Source organism: Rhizobium sp. 05L429 (genome assembly GCF_056397645.1).
Window position 1 is genome coordinate 35850 of the sequence record NZ_JBFTNV010000005.1, and the last position, 17644, is coordinate 53493.

Genomic DNA, 17644 nt, shown 5'->3' on the forward strand with positions numbered 1-17644 from the left:
CGCAACGTCACGAGGTGGGAACAGTGCGCAGGACCCGTTATTCCCGCACATCGTGCGATCTGCGGGCAGCCCTGATCACGCTGTCGTGATGTCGTCTATCTTCGGCCAGTAGAGATCCGAATGGTAATCGGCCGGGATCGGATCGAGCCTGGAAATCGCTTCGGCGGCAAAATTGATCTGCATGGCGAGATATTTGAGTATGGCCGGCATCGGCACACCAGCGGCAAATTCCATGACCCGTGAACGGTTATAGCCGCTGGCACCAAGACGTCGCGCCGCCTCACGGCGGACATCCTCGCTGTCCGGCCTACGGCTCTCGGCTCCGCGACCCCGCTGGCCGGCCGCAGCGAGCCCGCCTTCTATCACCCTCAATCGCATGGCATGCCACCCGGTATTTCGACTCGCATAAAGCTTGCCGCAGATTCGCCCGCTTGCCATCCCGCGAAATTTTGGGAGGAGCCGACGCAGATCACGAAATTTTCAACACTAAACCCGGTAAGCCGCAGGCCGAGCATTTACAGCGTCGTGATCGCCCCCTAATGCTTTGTGCGTTGCAACAGGGAAAGGAAACGGATGCTCCGCAGACTTTACGACTGGACCATGTCTCTGGCCTCGAAAAAATCGGCCGAAGTCTGGCTCGCCGTCATCGCCTTCGTCGAAAGTTCCGTCTTTCTCGTTCCCGCTGACGTGCTCTTCCTGCCGATGGCACTCGCCAAGCCCGAGCGCTCCTATCGCTATGCGATCGTCGCCACCGTCGCCTCGGTGCTCGGCGGCATCGCCGGCTGGGCGCTCGGCTATTACGCCTACGAAGCTGTGGCACGCCCGGTTCTCGAGTTCTATGGAAAGCTCGATGAATTCGAGCAGATGAAATCCTACGTCACTTACGAGACGATCCTGCTGCTGCTCGTCACCTCAGGTCTGGCGCATCTGCCGCCGATCAAGATCGTGACGATCCTGTCCGGGGTCATCCACGTCAGCTTGCCGCTTTTCATCGTCTCAGCGATTATCGCTCGCGGCGCCCGCTTCCTCTTCCTCGCCTGGCTGCTGCGCCGTTACGGCGAGCCGATCCGTCACTTCATCGAGAAGCGCCTCGGACAGATCGTCGGCATCGGCGCGGCGTTCGTGATCGTGCTATATCTAGCCTACCGATATCTTGCCCACTGAGCCAACTTCGCGGAGTTCCGCCATGAACGCCTCCACCCTGCCGCTTGCCCGTTCGGGCGTCGTCTACTCTCTGCTGCTTGCCATCGGCATGGCCGTGGTCGTCGGAACGGCTCTCGGCTTCCAGTATATCGGCGGCTATATTCCCTGCGCGCTCTGCCTGCTGCAGCGCCAGCCCTATTACTACGGCATTCCGATCGCCATCCTCGGCGCTGTTGCGGCCGTCATCGGCCTGCCGAACTGGATGACGCGCGCCATCATTCTCGCCGTCGGCATCCTGATGCTCGTCGGCGCCGGCATGGGCGTCTATCATTCGGGCGTGGAATGGCATTTCTGGGCAGGCCCGGCTACCTGCTCGACCACGGCAAGCAGCATGACGACCAATGCCGGCGACCTTCTGGGCGAACTGAACACGATCAAAGGCCCGTCCTGCACGGATGCAGCGCTACGCGTTCTCGGCCTGTCTTTTGCGGGCTGGAATGTGATCGCAAGCCTGATCCTCGCGGCCTTCGCCTTCTGGAGCGTGAAGAAGACTGCGTAGGGGCTTCGATCAGGGCTGCAGCTCGGTATCCCAGTAGAGGTAGTCGAGCCAGCTATCGTGCAGATAGTTCGGCGGGAAAAGCCGGCCGTTATTGTGCAGATCCTGCACCGTCGGCTGGTATGGCTTCTGAGCGGGGAACATGCCTGCCTGCTTCGGAAGCTTGCTGCCCTTGCGCAGATTGCAGGGCGAGCAGGCCGCAACGACATTCTCCCAGGTCGTCTCGCCGCCATGAGCGCGCGGGGTGACGTGGTCGAAGGTCAAATCGTCATGCGCACCGCAATACTGGCACTCGAACCTGTCGCGCAGGAAGACGTTGAAACGAGTGAAAGCAGGATTGCGGGATGGCTGTACATAAGTTTTCAGGCAAACGACACTCGGCAGCCGCATCGAGAAGCTCGGTGAGGAAACCTCGTGCTCATATTCCGCGATGATGTTCACACGGTCGAGAAATACCGCCTTGATCGCGTCCTGCCAGGACCATAGCGACAAGGGGTAATAACTCAACGGCCGGTAGTCAGCGTTCAGAACGAGCGCCGGCAGGGCCTGTGGGGAGACTGCAATCGTCAAGGAGCCCTCCTGGATCGATTCGGCATCTGCACTTGTATATTAGGCCGGTTGTTACAGGATTGTGAAGTCCAATAAATTCAGCGGATAAAGGCGAATTGAGGGAGGGCGTCCGTTAGCCGATCGGCAGCAGGTCGCGACGCATTTTTGCGGCGTAATAAGCCCAGAAAAGCCGGGCGGCGACCGAGCGCCACGGCGACCAGATTTCCGCAAGCCCCGCGAGCGCCTTGGCCGGCGGGCGTTCAGCGAGACCGAATGCCGCAGCGACAGCGGCCTGAAGTGCGACGTCGCCGGCTGGAAACACATCCACATGCCCGCCGCAGAACATCAGATAGACCTCTGCTGTCCAGGGACCGATTCCCTTCTGCGCCACCAGTTCGGCGAGCGCTTCGCCGGGTGGTTTTTGGACCAGTTCGTGCAGATTGATTCGCCCGGAAGCGACGGCCTGCGCGATCCGCGTCAGCGTGTCGGCCTTGGCGCGGGACAGTCCGAATTCACGCCAAGCCTCGGGATGAAGCAGTATGTAAGTCTCAGCGCTCAGCAATCCGCTCTCGGGCTGCATCCTCCGCCAGATCGCCTCAGCGCTGGCGCGCGATACCATTTGCGAAACGATGATGTGGGCAAGGCCGGCAAATCCCGGCTCGCGAAGCCTGAGCGGGACAGAACCTGCCTCCCTGGCAATTGCCACGAGCCGGGGATCGAGAACAAGAAGAGCGGCAAGCCCCTCCTCGATATCCTTCTCATTGCTGATGACCCGCACCTTGCCTCGCGATCGCTTCAAATCCATGCCAGAAGAAAGCATGATCACGACTCCGCGTCAAAAACCCCTATTCCGTTTCGCCCCGAGCCCCAATGGGCCTTTGCATCTCGGTCACGCGCTGTCGGCTTTCCTGAATGACGACATGGCCAAGGCCGCAGACGGCCGGCTGCTGCTGCGTATCGAAGACATCGATCTGACGCGCTGCACACCAGAATTCGAGGCCGGCATTTACACCGATCTCGAGTGGCTGGGCATTGAATGGGAACGGCCGGTCCGTCGCCAACAGGAACATTTTCCCGAATACCAGGCAGCTCTTCGTTCACTGATCGAACGCGGACTGGTCTATCCCTCTTTCCTGACGCGCGGTGAAGTCAAAACACGCCTCGCCGCCTATGAGAGAGCAGGCGAACGCTGGCCGCGCGATCCCGACGGCACGCCGTGCTATCCAGCCGACGACCGTGACCGCAGCGAGGAAGAGCGCGATGCGATGCTGGCATCCGGTCTCAAACATGCATGGAGGCTCAACATGAACAGGGCATTGGATCTGATCGGTGTACCGCTGTTCTGGACCGAGACCGGTGATGAGCGGAAGGGCGAAATCCTGGCCGAGCCCGGCGCCTGGGGCGATGTCGTTCTCTCGCGCTCGGATGCCCCCTCCAGCTATCACCTCTCCGTCGTCATCGACGATGCGCTGCAGGGCGTGACCCATGTCGTACGCGGCCTCGACCTCTTCCACGCCACTTCGGTACACAGGCTGCTGCAGAACCTGCTCAACCTGCCGCAGCCCGTCTATCACCATCATCGACTCGTTGCGGATGGAGAGGGCCGAAAGCTTTCCAAGAGCCAGAGCGACACCGGCCTTGCGGAATTGCGCGCAAGTGGTCTGTCAGCTGCCGATATTCGCCGTCTTGTCGGGCTTTGAACCGGCAACGCGGTCACGCCCGACCACCGAAAAGGTGCGTGAGAAATTGCGCAACACCCGAAACTTCATCAATGCCGCATTGATCTCCGCTCCGACGATGAAGATGACGCTCACCATGTAAAGGAAGATCAGGACGATCATGACGGATGCCAGGCCGGCATAGGTGGCGGTGTAATTGGCGAAGGTCGCGAGATAATAAGCAAAGATCAGCGCGCCGGCGAGCCAGAGCAGCAGGGTCAGAAATACACCCGGAACGACGTCGAACACGCGACGCTTGCCCGAAGGCAGCCAGAGATGGACGACCAAAAGGCCAAGTGTCAGGAGCACCAGGGTCCCGTAGATACGCCAGCCGAAAACGATTTCGAGCGTGTCGACGGCCGTTGGCAACCATTGGCGCACGACTTCTGGAAGCACTTCGAGAGTGTCGTTATGCAACAGCCAATCGCGCGCATAATTGAGACCGACGGGAACGGCGACGAGCAGGATACTGATGGCGGCGACAATAATGACCGCAACAAGAACATAACCGAGGCTGAAAAGACGTGTCAGGTACCACGGCCTGGTTTCCTGCACTCGGTAGGCGCGGTTGAGAGAGATGCGCAGTGCCTCTACGCCATTCGAAGCGAAATAAGCGGCCGCCAGTACAGAAATCGTGAGAAGACCGCCACGGGGGATTGTCAGAACTTCGACAAGTTGATCCGAAAGCGGTTTGGCGATTGCCTCCGGCCAGGTGTCAAAGATGAAGTGGATCGCATAAATCGAAAATTGGTCGGCCCCAAGGAAATTGGCGAGCGCCGTGCCGAAGATCAGGAAGGGAAAGACCGCAAGCAGGCTCGAAAGCGCCACATGGCTTGCCATGGCAAAACCGTCATCGTCGATGAGGTGGCAGATGGCATCATAGACCACATCGTACAGCGTGCGCAGGATTTTCGGCATTCGGCTTCCCAATTGTATCCTTTCGGCGAATATGGGAAACGAGTCCCATTTTGTACAGGAATCATTGAATGGCCGACCAGCGCACCATCGTCGTAACCGGATGCTCTTCCGGCATCGGCGCCTATTGCGCACGCGCCCTGAAAGCGGACGGCTGGCGTGTCTTTGCCACGGTGCGCAAAACCAAGGATCTATCGTCGCTTGAAGCAGACGGTATCGAAGCCCTCCTGATGGACTACACGCAGCCCGAAACGATCTCGGCACTGGTGGGTGCAGTGGCCGAACGCAGCGGCGGCAGGATCGATGCGCTGTTCAACAACGGCGCCTACGGGCAGCCGGGCGCGGTCGAGGATATCTCCACACAGGTGTTGCGCGAGCAGTTCGAAACCAACGTCTTCGGCTGGCACGAACTGACCAGGCAGGTCATTCCCTTCATGCGCCGGCACGGCCAGGGCCGTATCGTGCAATGCTCCTCGATCCTCGGCCTCGTGCCCTACCGCTATCGCGGCGCCTACACGGCCTCGAAATTCGCGCTGGAAGGCCTGAGCGTCACCCTGCGCATGGAACTGCAGGGAAGCGGCATTCACGTCAGCCTGATCGAACCGGGACCGATCACCAGCCGCTTTACGGCAAACGCGCTGGCGAAGATCAAGGAACATATCGACCTCGAAAATTCACCCCATGCGGTCGAGTACCGCCGACAGCTTGCCCGCCTTGAAGGCTCAGGCCCGGTCAACCGCCACAAGCTTGGCCCCGAGGCCGTCTATGCAGTATTGACGCATGCATTGAACTCGAAAAATCCAAAGCCACATTATCCCGTAACGACTCCGGCTAAACAGGGCATATGGCTGAAGAGGCTGCTTCCGGCCGACCTCTTCTACCGCCTGATGCGCTGGACGGATTGAGAAGAAAAGAGACTGCCATGTCCACGGTCACCTACGTCATCGCGATCATCGTCATGGGCCTCGTTGCCCTCGTTTTGATCCGCGGCCTGTTCAACATGATGAAGGGTGGCGACGCAAACCTTTCCAACAAACTGATGCAGCTTCGCGTGCTGTTGCAGGCGATCGCCGTCCTCCTGATCATGCTGACGCTCTGGTTGACTGGCGGCGGACGCCCGAGCTGATCTGAGAGCGGCAATGGTAAAGCTCAACAAGATTTACACCAGAACCGGCGATGATGGCACGACTGCGCTGGTCTCCGGCCCGCGCCGCGCCAAACACGACCTGCGCGTCGAAGCCTACGGCACCATCGACGAAGCCAATTCGGCGATCGGCGTGACAAGATTGCACACGGCGGAGCTGGCCGAACTCGACGCCATGCTGGCGCTGATCCAGAACGACCTCTTCGATCTCGGCGCCGACCTCGCCACACCCGAAACTGCTGAGCCGCCGGCCTACGAGCCGCTGCGCATCGTCGAAAGCCAGGTGAACCGGCTGGAGCAGGACATCGACAGGCTGAATGCCGATCTGGAGCCGCTGAAATCCTTCGTGCTGCCAGGCGGCAGCCCCGCCGCCGCCCATCTGCACCTCGCTCGCACGATCGCGCGGCGCGCCGAACGGCTGATGGTCGCACTTGCCCGCAGCGAAGGAGAAACTGTCGGCGCCGCCGCACTCAAATACGTCAACCGCCTCTCCGATTTCCTGTTCGTTGCCGCCCGTCATGCAAATGATGGAGGCAAGGCAGATGTGCTTTGGGTTCCCGGAAAAAACAGGTAGGCTCGCCACAGTCACGATCGCCCGGGGGCAGGCTTTCATGTTCATACCGCTGCACGACGCCAATACGCTGAAGTATATTAAAGTTCAGTGGGTCACACTCGGCCTGATGGCGGCAAACATCGCGGCCTGGATTTTCACCTCGGTCGAAAGCGAGCAGGTCGCGCAGGCCACGACCATAGGGCTCGGCTATATCCCGGCCATCATCTTTGGCCATGCGGTATTGGCGCCAGGGCTGGAGATCGTGCCGGAAGCAGCGACCTACATCACCTATTCCTTCATCCACACCGGCTTCTGGCATCTTGCCGGCAACATGATCTTCCTCTGGGTCTTCGGTGACAATGTCGAGGACGCGATGGGGCACCTGCGTTTCCTCGTCTTCTACCTAGCCTGCGCTGCGGCCGGCGCCCTCTGTCATGGTCTGCTGATGACGACGTCGGAAGCGCCGCTCGTCGGTGCATCGGGCGCGATTTCGGGTGTGGTGGCCGCCTATCTGATGCTGCATCCGCGCGTACGGGTCTGGGTGCTGGTCTTCTTCCGCGTGCCGTTGCCGCTGCCGGCCTTCATTCCGCTCCTGCTCTGGGTCGGTCAGCAGTTCTTCATGCTGCTGATCGATCCCGACGGCAACGTGTCATGGAGTGCACATGTCGGCGGCATCGTCACGGGCACCCTGCTTATTCTCATCCTGCGCCGGCCAGGTGTGCCGCTTTTCGATCGGCAGATCGTCACCCCGCGCGCCGTCCAAGATCGGCTGGTCCCCATCCGCGTTACTGCGTCGGGCATGCCTGTGCCGCCTCGCCTGCCATGGGGGCGCGACAAGCTTTAATATTGACGTGAACGTAAACGTTAATATATTGCCATTCAAATCGACTGGCTACGCCATGGAAGCGTTGTATTTGGAGGAAAAACGCGTATCCATGTCGCCATTCGACAATCGGAGCGGCGCCCAAGCGCGCATTTTCCCAGACGTCTCTGTTGAAGGCCCATCTCTGTTCGAAGGAAGGACCCCATGAAAATTCTCGTCCCAGTCAAACGCGTTGTCGATTACAACGTGAAAATCCGCGTCAAGCCGGATGGATCGGGCGTCGACCTTGCAAATGTCAAGATGTCGATGAACCCGTTCGACGAGATTTCGGTCGAGGAGGCCCTTCGCCTGAAGGAAGCCGGCAAGGCCGAGGAAGTGATCGTCGTTTCGATCGGCCCCGCCAAGGCAGAGGAAACGTTGCGCACCGCTCTCGCCATGGGCGCCGACCGCGCCATCCTCGTCGAGACCGATGATGCGGTCGAGCCGCTCACTGTGGCAAAGATCCTCAAGGGTGTTGCCGACGCCGAACAGCCGGGCCTTGTTATCGTTGGCAAGCAGGCGATCGACGACGACAGCAACCAGACCGGCCAGATGCTCGCGGCCCTCCTCGGCTCGGCCCAGGCGACCTTCGCCTCCAAGGTCGAGATCGACGGCAACAGCGCCACCGTCACCCGTGAGATTGACGGCGGCCTGCAGACGATCAAGGTCAAGCTTCCCGCCGTCGTGACGACCGACCTGCGTTTGAACGAGCCGCGCTACGCCACGCTGCCGAATATCATGAAGGCGAAGAAGAAGCCGCTCGACAAGAAGAGCCCGGCCGATTTCGGCGTTTCCACCGCTCCGCGCCTCAAGGTGCTGAAGACGGAAGAGCCGTCCGGCCGCAAGGCGGGCGTGAAGGTGAAGTCGGTCGCCGAGCTTGTCGACAAGCTCAAGAACGAAGCCGGCGTCCTCTAAGGTTCGAGAAAGGAATACGACCATGGCCATTCTTCTTCTGGCTGACCACGACAATGCGAGCCTCTCCGACCAGACCGGCAAGGCCCTGACCGCTGCAACGCAGATTGCTAAGGAAGCGGGAACCGACGTCCACGTTCTCGTGGCCGGCAAGGGCGCCAAGGCGGCAGCCGATGCAGCTGCGAGGCTCTCCGGCGTCTCCAAGGTGCTGCTCGCCGAAAGCGACGAACTCGCAAACAACCTTGCCGAACCGCTCGCCGACCTGATCATTTCGCTGGCCGGCAGCTATGATACGATCGTCGCCGCTGCGACCTCGACCGGCAAGAACGTCATGCCGCGCGTCGCAGCACTCCTCGATGTCGCCCAGGTCTCCGAAATCATCGAAGTGGTTTCGCCCGACACCTTCAAGCGCCCGATCTATGCCGGCAATGCGATCCAGACGGTGCAGGCGACCGACGCCAAGAAGGTCATCACCGTGCGCACCGCCTCCTTCGCCTCTGCAAGCGAGGGTGGCTCGGCTGGCGTTGAAGCGATCCCGGCCGTCTCTGACCCGGGCCTTTCGAACTTCGTGTCCGATGCGCTGTCGGCTTCCGAACGTCCGGAGCTGACCTCCGCCAAGATCATCATTTCCGGCGGCCGCGCACTCGGCTCTGCCGAGAAGTTCAAGGAAGTCATCCTGCCGGTCGCCGATAAGCTCGGCGCTGCCGTCGGCGCCTCGCGCGCCGCAGTTGACGCCGGTTACGCCCCGAACGACTGGCAGGTCGGCCAGACCGGCAAGGTCGTCGCCCCGCAGCTCTACATCGCCTGCGGCATTTCCGGCGCCATCCAGCATCTGGCCGGCATGAAGGACTCGAAGGTCATCGTCGCGATCAACAAGGATGAGGAAGCCCCGATCTTCCAGATCGCCGACTATGGACTTGTCGCTGACCTCTTCGAGGCTCTGCCGGAACTCGAAAAGGCACTCTGATCGGGCACATTGCCTTCTTTTCGCACTTGCGAATGACTGGAAAATTGTCTTCTATCGGTCTACTACTTTTGCCGGGCGATCTTTCGTCCGGCAATTTCATATAGAAATACCGGCAGCGCGGGGGCGTATGCTGGCGGGGGTTGGAGATGGCTGCGGTGTTGAAGAATATTGGTATCATCGGTGCCGGCCAGATGGGCTGCGGCATCGCGCATGTTTCGGCCGCTGCAGGATATAAGGTTCATATCTACGATCTCTCGCAGGACCGCATCGAATCCGGCCTTGCCACTATCAACGGCAATCTCGCCCGGCTGGTGACGAACGGCAAGATGACGGACGAAGAGCGTAGCGCCGCCCTTTCACACATCACCGGCTCATCCGACATCAATGACCTCGCCCCCTCCGACCTGGTGATCGAGGCGGCGACCGAGGACGAAAGCGTCAAGCGCAAGATCTATACGCAGGTCTGTCCGGTACTGAAGCCGGAAGCGATCCTCGCCACCAACACCTCTTCGCTGTCGATCACCCGGTTGGCTGCAGCAACGGACCGCCCCGAGCGCTTCATGGGCATTCATTTCATGAACCCGGTGCCGGTCATGAAGCTCGTGGAACTGGTGCGCGGCATCGCGACCGAGGAGACCACCTTCTCCGCCGCCCGCGAATTCGTCGCATCGCTGGAAAAGACGGTCACGGTCGCCGAGGATTTCCCGGCCTTCATCGTCAACCGCATCCTCCTGCCGATGATCAACGAAGCGATCTACACGCTCTATGAAGGCGTCGGCACCGTCGATGCCATCGACACCGCCATGAAGCTCGGCGCCAACCATCCGATGGGACCGCTGCAGCTTGCCGATTTCATCGGCCTCGATACCTGCCTTTCGATCATGCAGGTGCTGCATGATGGTCTCGCCGACAGCAAATACCGCCCCTGCCCGCTGCTGGTGAAATATGTCGAGGCCGGCTGGCTCGGCCGCAAATCCGGCCGTGGCTTCTACGACTATCGCGGCGAAACGCCGGTTCCGACCCGCTAAGATCGCCCGTCATCAGATCGGGTGAATGGAACAAACGCCCGAGACATGCTTTCCTTCCGGCGAACGGAAGGAAAATGCCATGTCGAGCGAATTGCCGATGTTTCTGCTGCAGTGCTGCGTCCTGATCGGACTTGCGGGTGTTTTCCTCATCCGCGGCGCCGGCGACTCCTGACTGCCGTCTTTACGATCCGACAGCACCCTTGATCAGCGCCTTGGCATCCTCGCTATCCCATGCAGCGGGACCGTTCATGGCCGAGATCAGGCAGCCCTTGTCGTCAAGCAGCAGCGTGACCGGGAGGCCGAAGGCAAGGCCCTCTTTCTTCAGGTTATTGAACACACCGATCGTGTTGTCGCGGTAGAACTGCAATGCATCGACACCGATTTCGCTGAGAAACGCCTTCGGCTTTTCGTCATCGCCGGTGTCGATATTGACGGGCACGACCTGGAACTTGTCGCTGCCCATCTCCTTCTCCAGCGCGTTCAGTGCCGGCATCTCCTCGCGGCACGGCACGCACCATGTGGCCCAGAGATTGAGAAGCACGGTCTTGCCGGCGAAATGATCGAGCGTCATCGGCTTGCCGTCAGGGCCGTTGAAGGCGACGGTCTCAAGCTTCTTCGGCTGGTTGGCGGCAACCATCGCGGCGACCTGGCCCTTCATGAGCGGCGTCAGATTGGCGGCATGCTCCTTCGTCAGCGGGCATTCGGCCGAGGCGGCATCACTGACGGCATTGCCAATGCCCGTCTCCTTCACGTATACCGCTGCCGCACCGGCAACAATGCCTGCAACGGCGGCGATTGCGATCAGTTTCACGGACGGCAGGCCGAAGGGTTTTTTCGTCATCATTTCATTCTCCAGGACGGGCATCTTCCATGGCCGAGGGCAACACGGACACCAAATCCTCCAACCAGATGTGGGGCGGACGTTTCGCTTCCGGCCCCGATGCAATCATGGAGGAGATAAATGCCTCGATCGGTTTCGACAAGAAGCTGTTTGCCCAGGATATCCGCGGATCGATCGCCCACGCAACGATGCTCGCTCATCAGGGCATCATTTCAACCGACGATAAGGACAAGATCGTTCACGGGCTAAACACGATCCTGTCAGAAATCGAAAGCGGCAATTTCGAATTCTCCCGCCAGCTCGAAGACATTCACATGAATGTCGAAGCCCGGCTCGCGACCTTGATCGGCCCGGCCGCCGGCCGCCTTCATACGGCCCGCTCGCGCAACGACCAGGTGGCGCTCGATTTCCGCCTCTGGGTCAAGGAAGAGCTGCAGAAGACCGAGACCATGCTGACCAGCCTCATCGCGGCCTTCCTCGACCGCGCCGAGGAACATGCAGACAGCGTCATGCCCGGCTTTACCCACCTCCAGACCGCCCAGCCGGTCACCTTCGGCCACCATTGCATGGCTTATGTGGAAATGTTTGGCCGCGACCGCTCGCGCGTGCGCCATGCGATCGAGCACCTCGACGAAAGCCCGATCGGTGCGGCAGCGCTCGCCGGCACCGGCTATCCGATCGACCGCCACATGACAGCCAAGGCCCTTGGCTTCCGTGAGCCGACCCGCAATTCGATCGACACTGTTTCCGACCGCGACTTCGCCATCGAATTCCTGGCGATTGCCGCGATCTGCGCCGTGCATCTGTCGCGCCTTGCCGAAGAAATCGTCATCTGGTCGACGCCGCAATTCGGTTTCGTGCGCCTCTCCGACGCCTTCTCCACCGGCTCCTCCATCATGCCGCAGAAGAAGAACCCCGATGCCGCCGAGCTGGTGCGAGCCAAGACCGGCCGCATCAACGGCTCGCTGATTGCCCTGCTGACGATCATGAAGGGCCTGCCGCTCGCCTATTCCAAGGACATGCAGGAAGACAAGGAACAGGTCTTCGATGCCGCCGAGAGCCTGGAACTGGCGATTGCCGCCATGACCGGCATGGTGCGTGACATGACTGTTAACACAGCGCGCATGAAGGCGGCCGCCGGTTCCGGCTACTCGACGGCAACCGATCTTGCCGACTGGCTGGTGCGCGAGGCAGGCCTTCCCTTCCGCGATGCCCACCATGTCACCGGCCGCGCCGTGGCACTTGCCGAAAGCAAGGGCTGCGATCTCGCCGAGCTTCCGCTCGCCGATCTGCAGGCGATCAATTCCGCGATCACCGACAAGGTCTATGACGTGCTGACGGTCGAGGCCTCTGTCGCCAGCCGCAAGAGCTTCGGTGGCACCGCACCGTCGGAAGTCCGCAAACAGATCGCCTACTGGCGCGCTCGCAACTGAAGCACCTCCGGGTGAAGGGCAAACCGCCTCTCCATCCGGAAATGCGCTGAGCATCAAGCTTCAATAATCAGGGTGCACAAGGTTGATAAACTTCGCTATGAAGATGCCAGCCAGTGCCCGATATGAGGATATCCATGCAGACGAGCTTGCCGCATCTCATCCGCCTTACGGTGGTTTTTGCCGTCATCGGCCTTGCCGTTGCCGGATGCGGCCGCAAGGGCGACCTCGATCCGCCGAGCGCCAATGCGACGAAGGGGGGCGATATCTCCAAGCCGACGAAACAACCAGGTTCCGTCGACAAGCCCTTCATTCTCGATCCCCTTCTCTAAGGCCGGACTCCCGTGAACCATTTCGAGTATCGCGACGGCATCCTCTATGCCGAGAATGTCCCCGTTCCTGAGATCGCCAAGGCGGTCGGCACGCCTTTCTACGTCTATTCGACGGCAACGCTGGAGCGTCACTACCGGGTCTTCTCCGAAGCCTTCAGCGATGTCGATTCCATGGTCTGCTATGCGATGAAGGCCAATTCGAACCAGGCCGTGCTGAAAACGCTCGGCCGGCTCGGCGCCGGCATCGACGTTGTATCCGAAGGTGAACTGCGCCGCGCGCTTGCCGCCGGCATCCCGGCCAGCCGCATCATGTTCTCCGGCGTCGGCAAGACGCCGCATGAAATGGATTATGCGCTGGAAGCCGGCATCTACTGCTTCAACGTCGAATCCGAACCGGAACTGGAGATCCTCAACCAGCGCGCCGTGCGCGCCGGCAAGAAGGCTCCCGTCTCCTTCCGCATCAATCCCGATGTCGACGCCCGCACGCATGCGAAGATCTCGACCGGCAAGAAGGAAAACAAGTTCGGCATATCCTGGGAACGCGCTCGCGCCATCTATGCCCGCGCCGCCAGTCTGCCGGGCATCGTAGTGACCGGCATCGACATGCATATCGGCAGCCAGATCACCGAGTTGCAGCCCTTTGACGATGCCTTCAAGCTGTTGCACGATCTGGTCAGCACGTTGCGCGCCGACGGCCACGATATCCACCACGTCGATATCGGCGGCGGCCTCGGCATTCCCTACAAGGACGACAACAACCCGCCGCCCTCACCGGAGGCCTATGCCGCAATCGTCAAGAACCAGCTTCGCGCCCTGAACTGCAAGATCGTCGCCGAGCCCGGACGCCTGATCGTCGGCAATGCCGGCATCCTCGTGACCGAAGTCATCTATATGAAGGACGGCGGCGAAAAGACCTTCGTGGTTGTTGATGGCGCGATGAACGACCTCATCCGCCCGACCCTCTACGAGGCCTATCACGAGATCATGCCAGTGGTGATTTCGGCAGCCAATGCCCCGCGCATCCGCGCCGATGTCGTCGGCCCCGTCTGCGAGACCGGCGACTACCTCGCCCTCGACCGCGAAATGGCGACGCCGAAGCCCGGCGATCTCCTGGCCGTCGGCACAGCCGGCGCTTATGGCGCGGTTCAGGCCGGCACCTATAACAGCCGCCTTCTGGTGCCTGAAGTGTTGGTCAAGGGCGACGAATTCCATGTCATTCGCCCGCGCCGTACCTACTCGGAGCTGATTGGTCTCGATTCCGTCCCGGCTTGGCTGGACTAACGCATATCGCGCAAAAGTGCGCAGCGGTTTTGCGATAACGAGATGCGTGAGACAAAGATGAAAAGCGTCGCGAGCGCATCCGAAAGATGCACAACACGCTTTGAAGGCCGCAATCACTTTTTGGCGACCGCACGCGAAAAACCGGTATTCACAGGCGCTCGCCCTCGCCTTCGCCACAAAGAGTGTTATCCTTTTCCTTCGCGAGCGTATTGCCCAGCAATCGCCGGAAGCGCCCTCTGTTTCCTGAACGCCAGATCGCGGAGACCGGATTGATGACAAGCCCCGCAAGGCAGAAGAAAGGCGCATTCGCGCTTCAACCCTCTCTGGCGCGGCTGGTGGCGGCAAAACGTTTCCTGGCCAGGATCGTGCTTTTCGCCGAGCAGATCCTTCCGCTGCTGATGCCGGCTGTTGGCGTCGTCGCGATCTATCTCTCGATCTCCTGGTTCGGTTTTTTCCGCCTCGTGCCTGACTGGCTGCGCATTCTTCTCCTGATTGCCTTTGCTCCTGGTTTCCTTGCTTCGCTACTGCCACTGCGCAATCTTCGCTGGCCGCGGGTGGTTGAGGCCGACCGCATGCTTGAAGAGCGCAACGGCCTGCCGCACCAGCCCGTCATGGTGCAGGAGGATGAGCCGGCCTTCGATACACCGTTCTCCCGCGCCTTGTGGCGCGAACACCAGACGCGAATGGCGCGGAAGATCGCAACGCTCGACGCCGGCCTGCCGCAGCCCGATATCGCCCGGCACGATCGCTTCGCACTGCGCGCCATTCCGGCGCTGCTGGTCGTCACCGCCTTCGGCTATTCCACGTCGATCAATGGCGGGTCCATCGCCGATGCACTGCAGTCGGCACCCGCTCAGGTAAAGAGCGATCCGGCCGTGCGCATCGATGCGTGGGTGACCCCGCCATCCTATACCGGCCGCCCGCCAATTTATCTGACAGCCGATGGCAGCGAACAGGCGCCGATCGGCATTCCGCAGTTTTCCAGCCTGACGGTGCGTGTCAGCGGCGGCCAATCGGCCGAGAAGGTCATCTTCAGGAAGGCTAATGGCGAAAGCCAGGAAATCGCAGTTCAGGAAGACACTCGGCCACAGCTGCCGACTACAAACGTAAATGCAGAGCAGGCCTCAGGCGCGCCCACAGCACCCCAGTTGATGGCGCAGACGCACATCATGAAACTTGAGGAGAATGGCGCGCTGCAGGCGAACGGCCGCACCTGGAATTTCGACGTGCTGCCCGACAAGGCACCGGAAATCGCCTTCGACGGCATGCCGCGTCGCGCCGTCAACGGCGCGTTGGAAGTCGGCTTTACGGTGAAGGACGACTACGGCGTGCAGGAGGCCCATGCCGAGATCGTGCCCGTCGAATCCGATCCGGCCGCAACGCCGCTCTATCCGCTGCCGGAATTCAAGCTGGACATTCCCCGCCGCAATGCGCGTGACGGCAAAGGCCTGACGAGCAAGAACCTGACCGAACATCCACTCGCCGGCAAACGCGTGCGCATCACTCTCGTCGCCAAGGACGCCGCGGGGCAGACGGGTCGCAGCCCGCCCTATGAGATGATCATGCCGTCGCGTCCGTTCAGCGAGCCCTTGGCTGCGGCCGTCGCCGAAGAGCGACAGACCTTCGCTCTCGATACTCGCAAAATGCCGGATGCGATCGCGCTCAACGAAGCACTGACGATCCGGCCGGAGGAGACGATCCCGAACACCACTCATTACCTGTTGATCGAGTCCGCGCTGACCCGCATGAAGCTCGCCAAGGGCGATGAGCAGCTCAAGGATACGGCCCAGTATCTCTGGGACATTGCCCTCGGCATCGAGGAAGGCGATCTTTCGCTTGCCGAGCGTCGCCTGCGCGACGCCCAGCAGAATCTTGCCGATGCACTGAACCGCAATGCGCCGGACGCCGAGATCAAGAAGCTGATGGACGAACTGCGCAAGGCGATGCAGGACTATATGAGTGAGTTGGCACAGCGCCTGCAGAACATGCCGATGCAGCCCAACCAGAACGCCCAGAATTTCCTGCGCCAGCAAGATCTGCAGCGCATGATGGACCAGATCGAAAACCTGGCACGCTCCGGCAATCGCGATGCCGCCCAGCAGATGCTTTCGGACCTCCAGCGGCTGATGAACAACCTGCAGACGGCCCGCCCGCAGCGCGGCCAGCAGCAGCAGGAAAACAGCCAGATGACGCAGCAGATGGACAAGCTGGGCCAGATCCTGCGCGATCAGCAGAAGCTGATGGACCAGACCTTCCGCCTCGACCAGCAACTCCGCGACCGCATGCAGCGCGGTGATCCCAATATGGACGACATGATGCCGGGCGAGGAAGGCGAGCAGCAACAGGGTCAGCAGGAACAGCAAGGCCAGAAACCCGGTGACCAGATGACGGCCGAGCAACTGCGCGAAGCATTAAAGCAGCTTCGTGCCCAGCAGGACGCGCTCGGCAAGCAGTTGCAGGAACTACAGAAGAGCCTCGGCGATATGGGCATGAAGCCGGGCGAAGGCTTTGGTCAGGCACAGCGCGAAATGGAAGGCGCTGGCCGCGACCTCGGACAGGGTAACGGCAGCAGCGCACTGGAAGGTCAGGGCCGGGCCCTCGAAGCCTTGCGCAAGGGCGCTCGCGACATGATGAGCCAGATGATGCAGGCGCAGCAGGGCCAGCAAGGACAGCAGGGTCCAAACGGCCAGCTCGGCCAGGGCAACCAGAACGGCCGCGATCCGCTGGGCCGCCCGCGCCAGACCGATCTCGGACCGGATATGAACAACGATGTGAAGATACCCGACGAGATCGATGTTCAGCGCGCCCGAGAGATTCTGGACGCTATCCGCGAGAAGCTCGGCAACAATCCGACCCAGGCGATCGAGCGGCAATATCTCGAGCGGTTGCTGGATATTCAGTGATACTGAGAGAGAATGCAGATTGCCGGCGTGCCTGTCGGCACGCCCGTGCCGTCAAATATCAGGCCACCAGCGCTCGCGCTACGGCCTTTCGGATATCCGGCAGGGCGAACGGCTTCGGTACGACATCGATGATTTTTTCTGCGAGATCGTCGGCCCGTTCGCGCTGTTCGGCATAGCCGGTCATCAGCAGAATTTTTAACGCTGGAAATGCGTCCTTCGCCTGATGCGCAAGTTCGATGCCGTCCATAACCGGCATACGGATATCGGAAAGCAGCAAGTCGTAATTGCCGCCCTTCAGCTTTTCCAGCCCTTCCGCCCCATCGGCGGCTTCATCGGTCTCATGACCGTCAAGGCGTAGTGCCCGGGCTACGAAAGTGCGAAGGGAATCTTCGTCTTCCGTGATCAGAATTTTTGCCATCTGTGCATTGCTCCGTCGTCATGCCCCGCGACGGAGATCGCATGCGGTTCCCTAGCGATCGGTAAACATGCCAAGCCGATCGGCGAAATGGT

20 protein-coding genes are annotated in these 17644 nt (G+C 60.8%); 14 read left to right on the top strand and 6 right to left on the bottom strand.

Going from position 1 to position 17644, the window contains the following annotated elements; genetic code table 11:
• Window positions 1-75: 75 nt before the first annotated feature.
• On the bottom strand, window positions 76-378 hold the full coding sequence (locus AC1DNW_RS06365; protein WP_477852227.1) for a hypothetical protein: 303 nt from the start codon (window positions 376-378) through the stop codon (window positions 76-78).
• Window positions 379-573: 195 nt separating this feature from the next.
• Here AC1DNW_RS06365 and AC1DNW_RS06370 point away from each other — a divergent pair, with 195 nt between their 5' ends.
• A complete protein-coding gene (locus AC1DNW_RS06370) occupies window positions 574-1164 on the top strand; it encodes a YqaA family protein (protein WP_113299068.1) in 591 nt (196 codons plus the stop codon).
• Between the two features lie 22 nt (window positions 1165-1186).
• The gene (locus AC1DNW_RS06375; protein ID WP_113299069.1) at window positions 1187-1702 is read left to right on the top strand and encodes a disulfide bond formation protein B; all 516 of its coding nucleotides are present in this window, start codon (window positions 1187-1189) and stop codon (window positions 1700-1702) included.
• Between the two features lie 9 nt (window positions 1703-1711).
• Here AC1DNW_RS06375 and AC1DNW_RS06380 read toward each other — a convergent pair whose 3' ends face one another.
• Entirely contained in the window at window positions 1712-2269 is a 558-nt protein-coding gene (locus tag AC1DNW_RS06380; RefSeq protein ID WP_113299070.1) for an HNH endonuclease, read from the bottom strand.
• A gap of 112 nt (window positions 2270-2381) precedes the next feature.
• Window positions 2382-3068: a DNA-3-methyladenine glycosylase family protein gene (locus tag AC1DNW_RS06385; RefSeq protein WP_477852229.1), complete on the bottom strand. Its 687-nt coding sequence runs from the start codon at window positions 3066-3068 to the stop codon at window positions 2382-2384.
• Here AC1DNW_RS06385 and gluQRS point away from each other — a divergent pair.
• Window positions 3067-3948: a tRNA glutamyl-Q(34) synthetase GluQRS gene (gene gluQRS / locus AC1DNW_RS06390; RefSeq protein ID WP_477852231.1), complete on the top strand. Its 882-nt coding sequence runs from the start codon at window positions 3067-3069 to the stop codon at window positions 3946-3948. The genes AC1DNW_RS06385 and gluQRS overlap by 2 nt on opposite strands.
• Here gluQRS and AC1DNW_RS06395 read toward each other — a convergent pair.
• Complete coding sequence (locus AC1DNW_RS06395) at window positions 3913-4884, bottom strand: YihY/virulence factor BrkB family protein (RefSeq protein ID WP_113312009.1); 972 nt, start codon at window positions 4882-4884, stop codon at window positions 3913-3915. The genes gluQRS and AC1DNW_RS06395 overlap by 36 nt on opposite strands.
• 68 nt (window positions 4885-4952) lie before the next feature.
• Between AC1DNW_RS06395 and AC1DNW_RS06400 the strand changes: the two genes are divergently transcribed.
• The 7 genes from AC1DNW_RS06400 (at window position 4953) to AC1DNW_RS06430 (ending at window position 10347) form a co-directional block, all read left to right on the top strand.
• On the top strand, window positions 4953-5786 hold the full coding sequence (locus AC1DNW_RS06400) for an SDR family oxidoreductase (protein ID WP_113312008.1): 834 nt from the start codon (window positions 4953-4955) through the stop codon (window positions 5784-5786).
• A 17-nt stretch (window positions 5787-5803) separates the two neighbouring features.
• Window positions 5804-6007: a twin transmembrane helix small protein gene (locus tag AC1DNW_RS06405; protein WP_113299075.1), complete on the top strand. Its 204-nt coding sequence runs from the start codon at window positions 5804-5806 to the stop codon at window positions 6005-6007.
• 13 nt (window positions 6008-6020) lie between these two features.
• Window positions 6021-6599 carry a cob(I)yrinic acid a,c-diamide adenosyltransferase gene (locus tag AC1DNW_RS06410; protein WP_113312007.1) on the top strand — a complete coding sequence of 193 codons (579 nt, stop codon included), beginning with the start codon at window positions 6021-6023 and terminating at the stop codon, window positions 6597-6599.
• Window positions 6600-6636: 37 nt separating this feature from the next.
• A complete protein-coding gene (locus tag AC1DNW_RS06415) occupies window positions 6637-7422 on the top strand; it encodes a rhomboid family intramembrane serine protease (protein ID WP_113312006.1) in 786 nt (261 codons plus the stop codon).
• 183 nt (window positions 7423-7605) lie between these two features.
• Window positions 7606-8355, top strand: a complete 750-nt coding sequence (locus AC1DNW_RS06420; protein ID WP_477852234.1) for an electron transfer flavoprotein subunit beta/FixA family protein — start codon at window positions 7606-7608, stop codon at window positions 8353-8355.
• Window positions 8356-8377: 22 nt separating this feature from the next.
• The gene (locus AC1DNW_RS06425) at window positions 8378-9319 is read left to right on the top strand and encodes an electron transfer flavoprotein subunit alpha/FixB family protein (protein ID WP_477852236.1); all 942 of its coding nucleotides are present in this window, start codon (window positions 8378-8380) and stop codon (window positions 9317-9319) included.
• Window positions 9320-9465: 146 nt separating this feature from the next.
• A complete protein-coding gene (locus tag AC1DNW_RS06430) occupies window positions 9466-10347 on the top strand; it encodes a 3-hydroxybutyryl-CoA dehydrogenase (protein WP_477852238.1) in 882 nt (293 codons plus the stop codon).
• A gap of 181 nt (window positions 10348-10528) precedes the next feature.
• On the opposite strand, the gene tlpA is transcribed toward AC1DNW_RS06430, so the two are convergent.
• Window positions 10529-11191 carry a thiol:disulfide interchange protein TlpA gene (gene tlpA, locus AC1DNW_RS06435; protein WP_113308278.1) on the bottom strand — a complete coding sequence of 221 codons (663 nt, stop codon included), beginning with the start codon at window positions 11189-11191 and terminating at the stop codon, window positions 10529-10531.
• A gap of 26 nt (window positions 11192-11217) precedes the next feature.
• Here tlpA and argH point away from each other — a divergent pair, with 26 nt between their 5' ends.
• The 4 genes from argH (at window position 11218) to AC1DNW_RS06455 (ending at window position 17134) form a co-directional block, all read left to right on the top strand.
• Window positions 11218-12621, top strand: a complete 1404-nt coding sequence (gene argH, locus AC1DNW_RS06440) for an argininosuccinate lyase (RefSeq protein WP_113308211.1) — start codon at window positions 11218-11220, stop codon at window positions 12619-12621.
• A 134-nt stretch (window positions 12622-12755) separates the two neighbouring features.
• A complete protein-coding gene (gene lptM, locus AC1DNW_RS06445; protein ID WP_113299082.1) occupies window positions 12756-12950 on the top strand; it encodes an LPS translocon maturation chaperone LptM in 195 nt (64 codons plus the stop codon).
• A gap of 12 nt (window positions 12951-12962) precedes the next feature.
• On the top strand, window positions 12963-14231 hold the full coding sequence (gene lysA / locus AC1DNW_RS06450) for a diaminopimelate decarboxylase (protein WP_113308212.1): 1269 nt from the start codon (window positions 12963-12965) through the stop codon (window positions 14229-14231).
• A 272-nt stretch (window positions 14232-14503) separates the two neighbouring features.
• On the top strand, window positions 14504-17134 hold the full coding sequence (locus tag AC1DNW_RS06455; RefSeq protein WP_113308213.1) for a TIGR02302 family protein: 2631 nt from the start codon (window positions 14504-14506) through the stop codon (window positions 17132-17134).
• 58 nt (window positions 17135-17192) lie between these two features.
• Here the strand turns inward: AC1DNW_RS06455 and AC1DNW_RS06460 are convergent, their stop codons facing one another.
• Window positions 17193-17552 (bottom strand): response regulator, encoded by a 360-nt coding sequence (locus AC1DNW_RS06460; protein WP_113299085.1) that lies wholly within the window; start codon window positions 17550-17552, stop codon window positions 17193-17195.
• Between the last annotated feature and the right edge of the window lie 92 nt (window positions 17553-17644).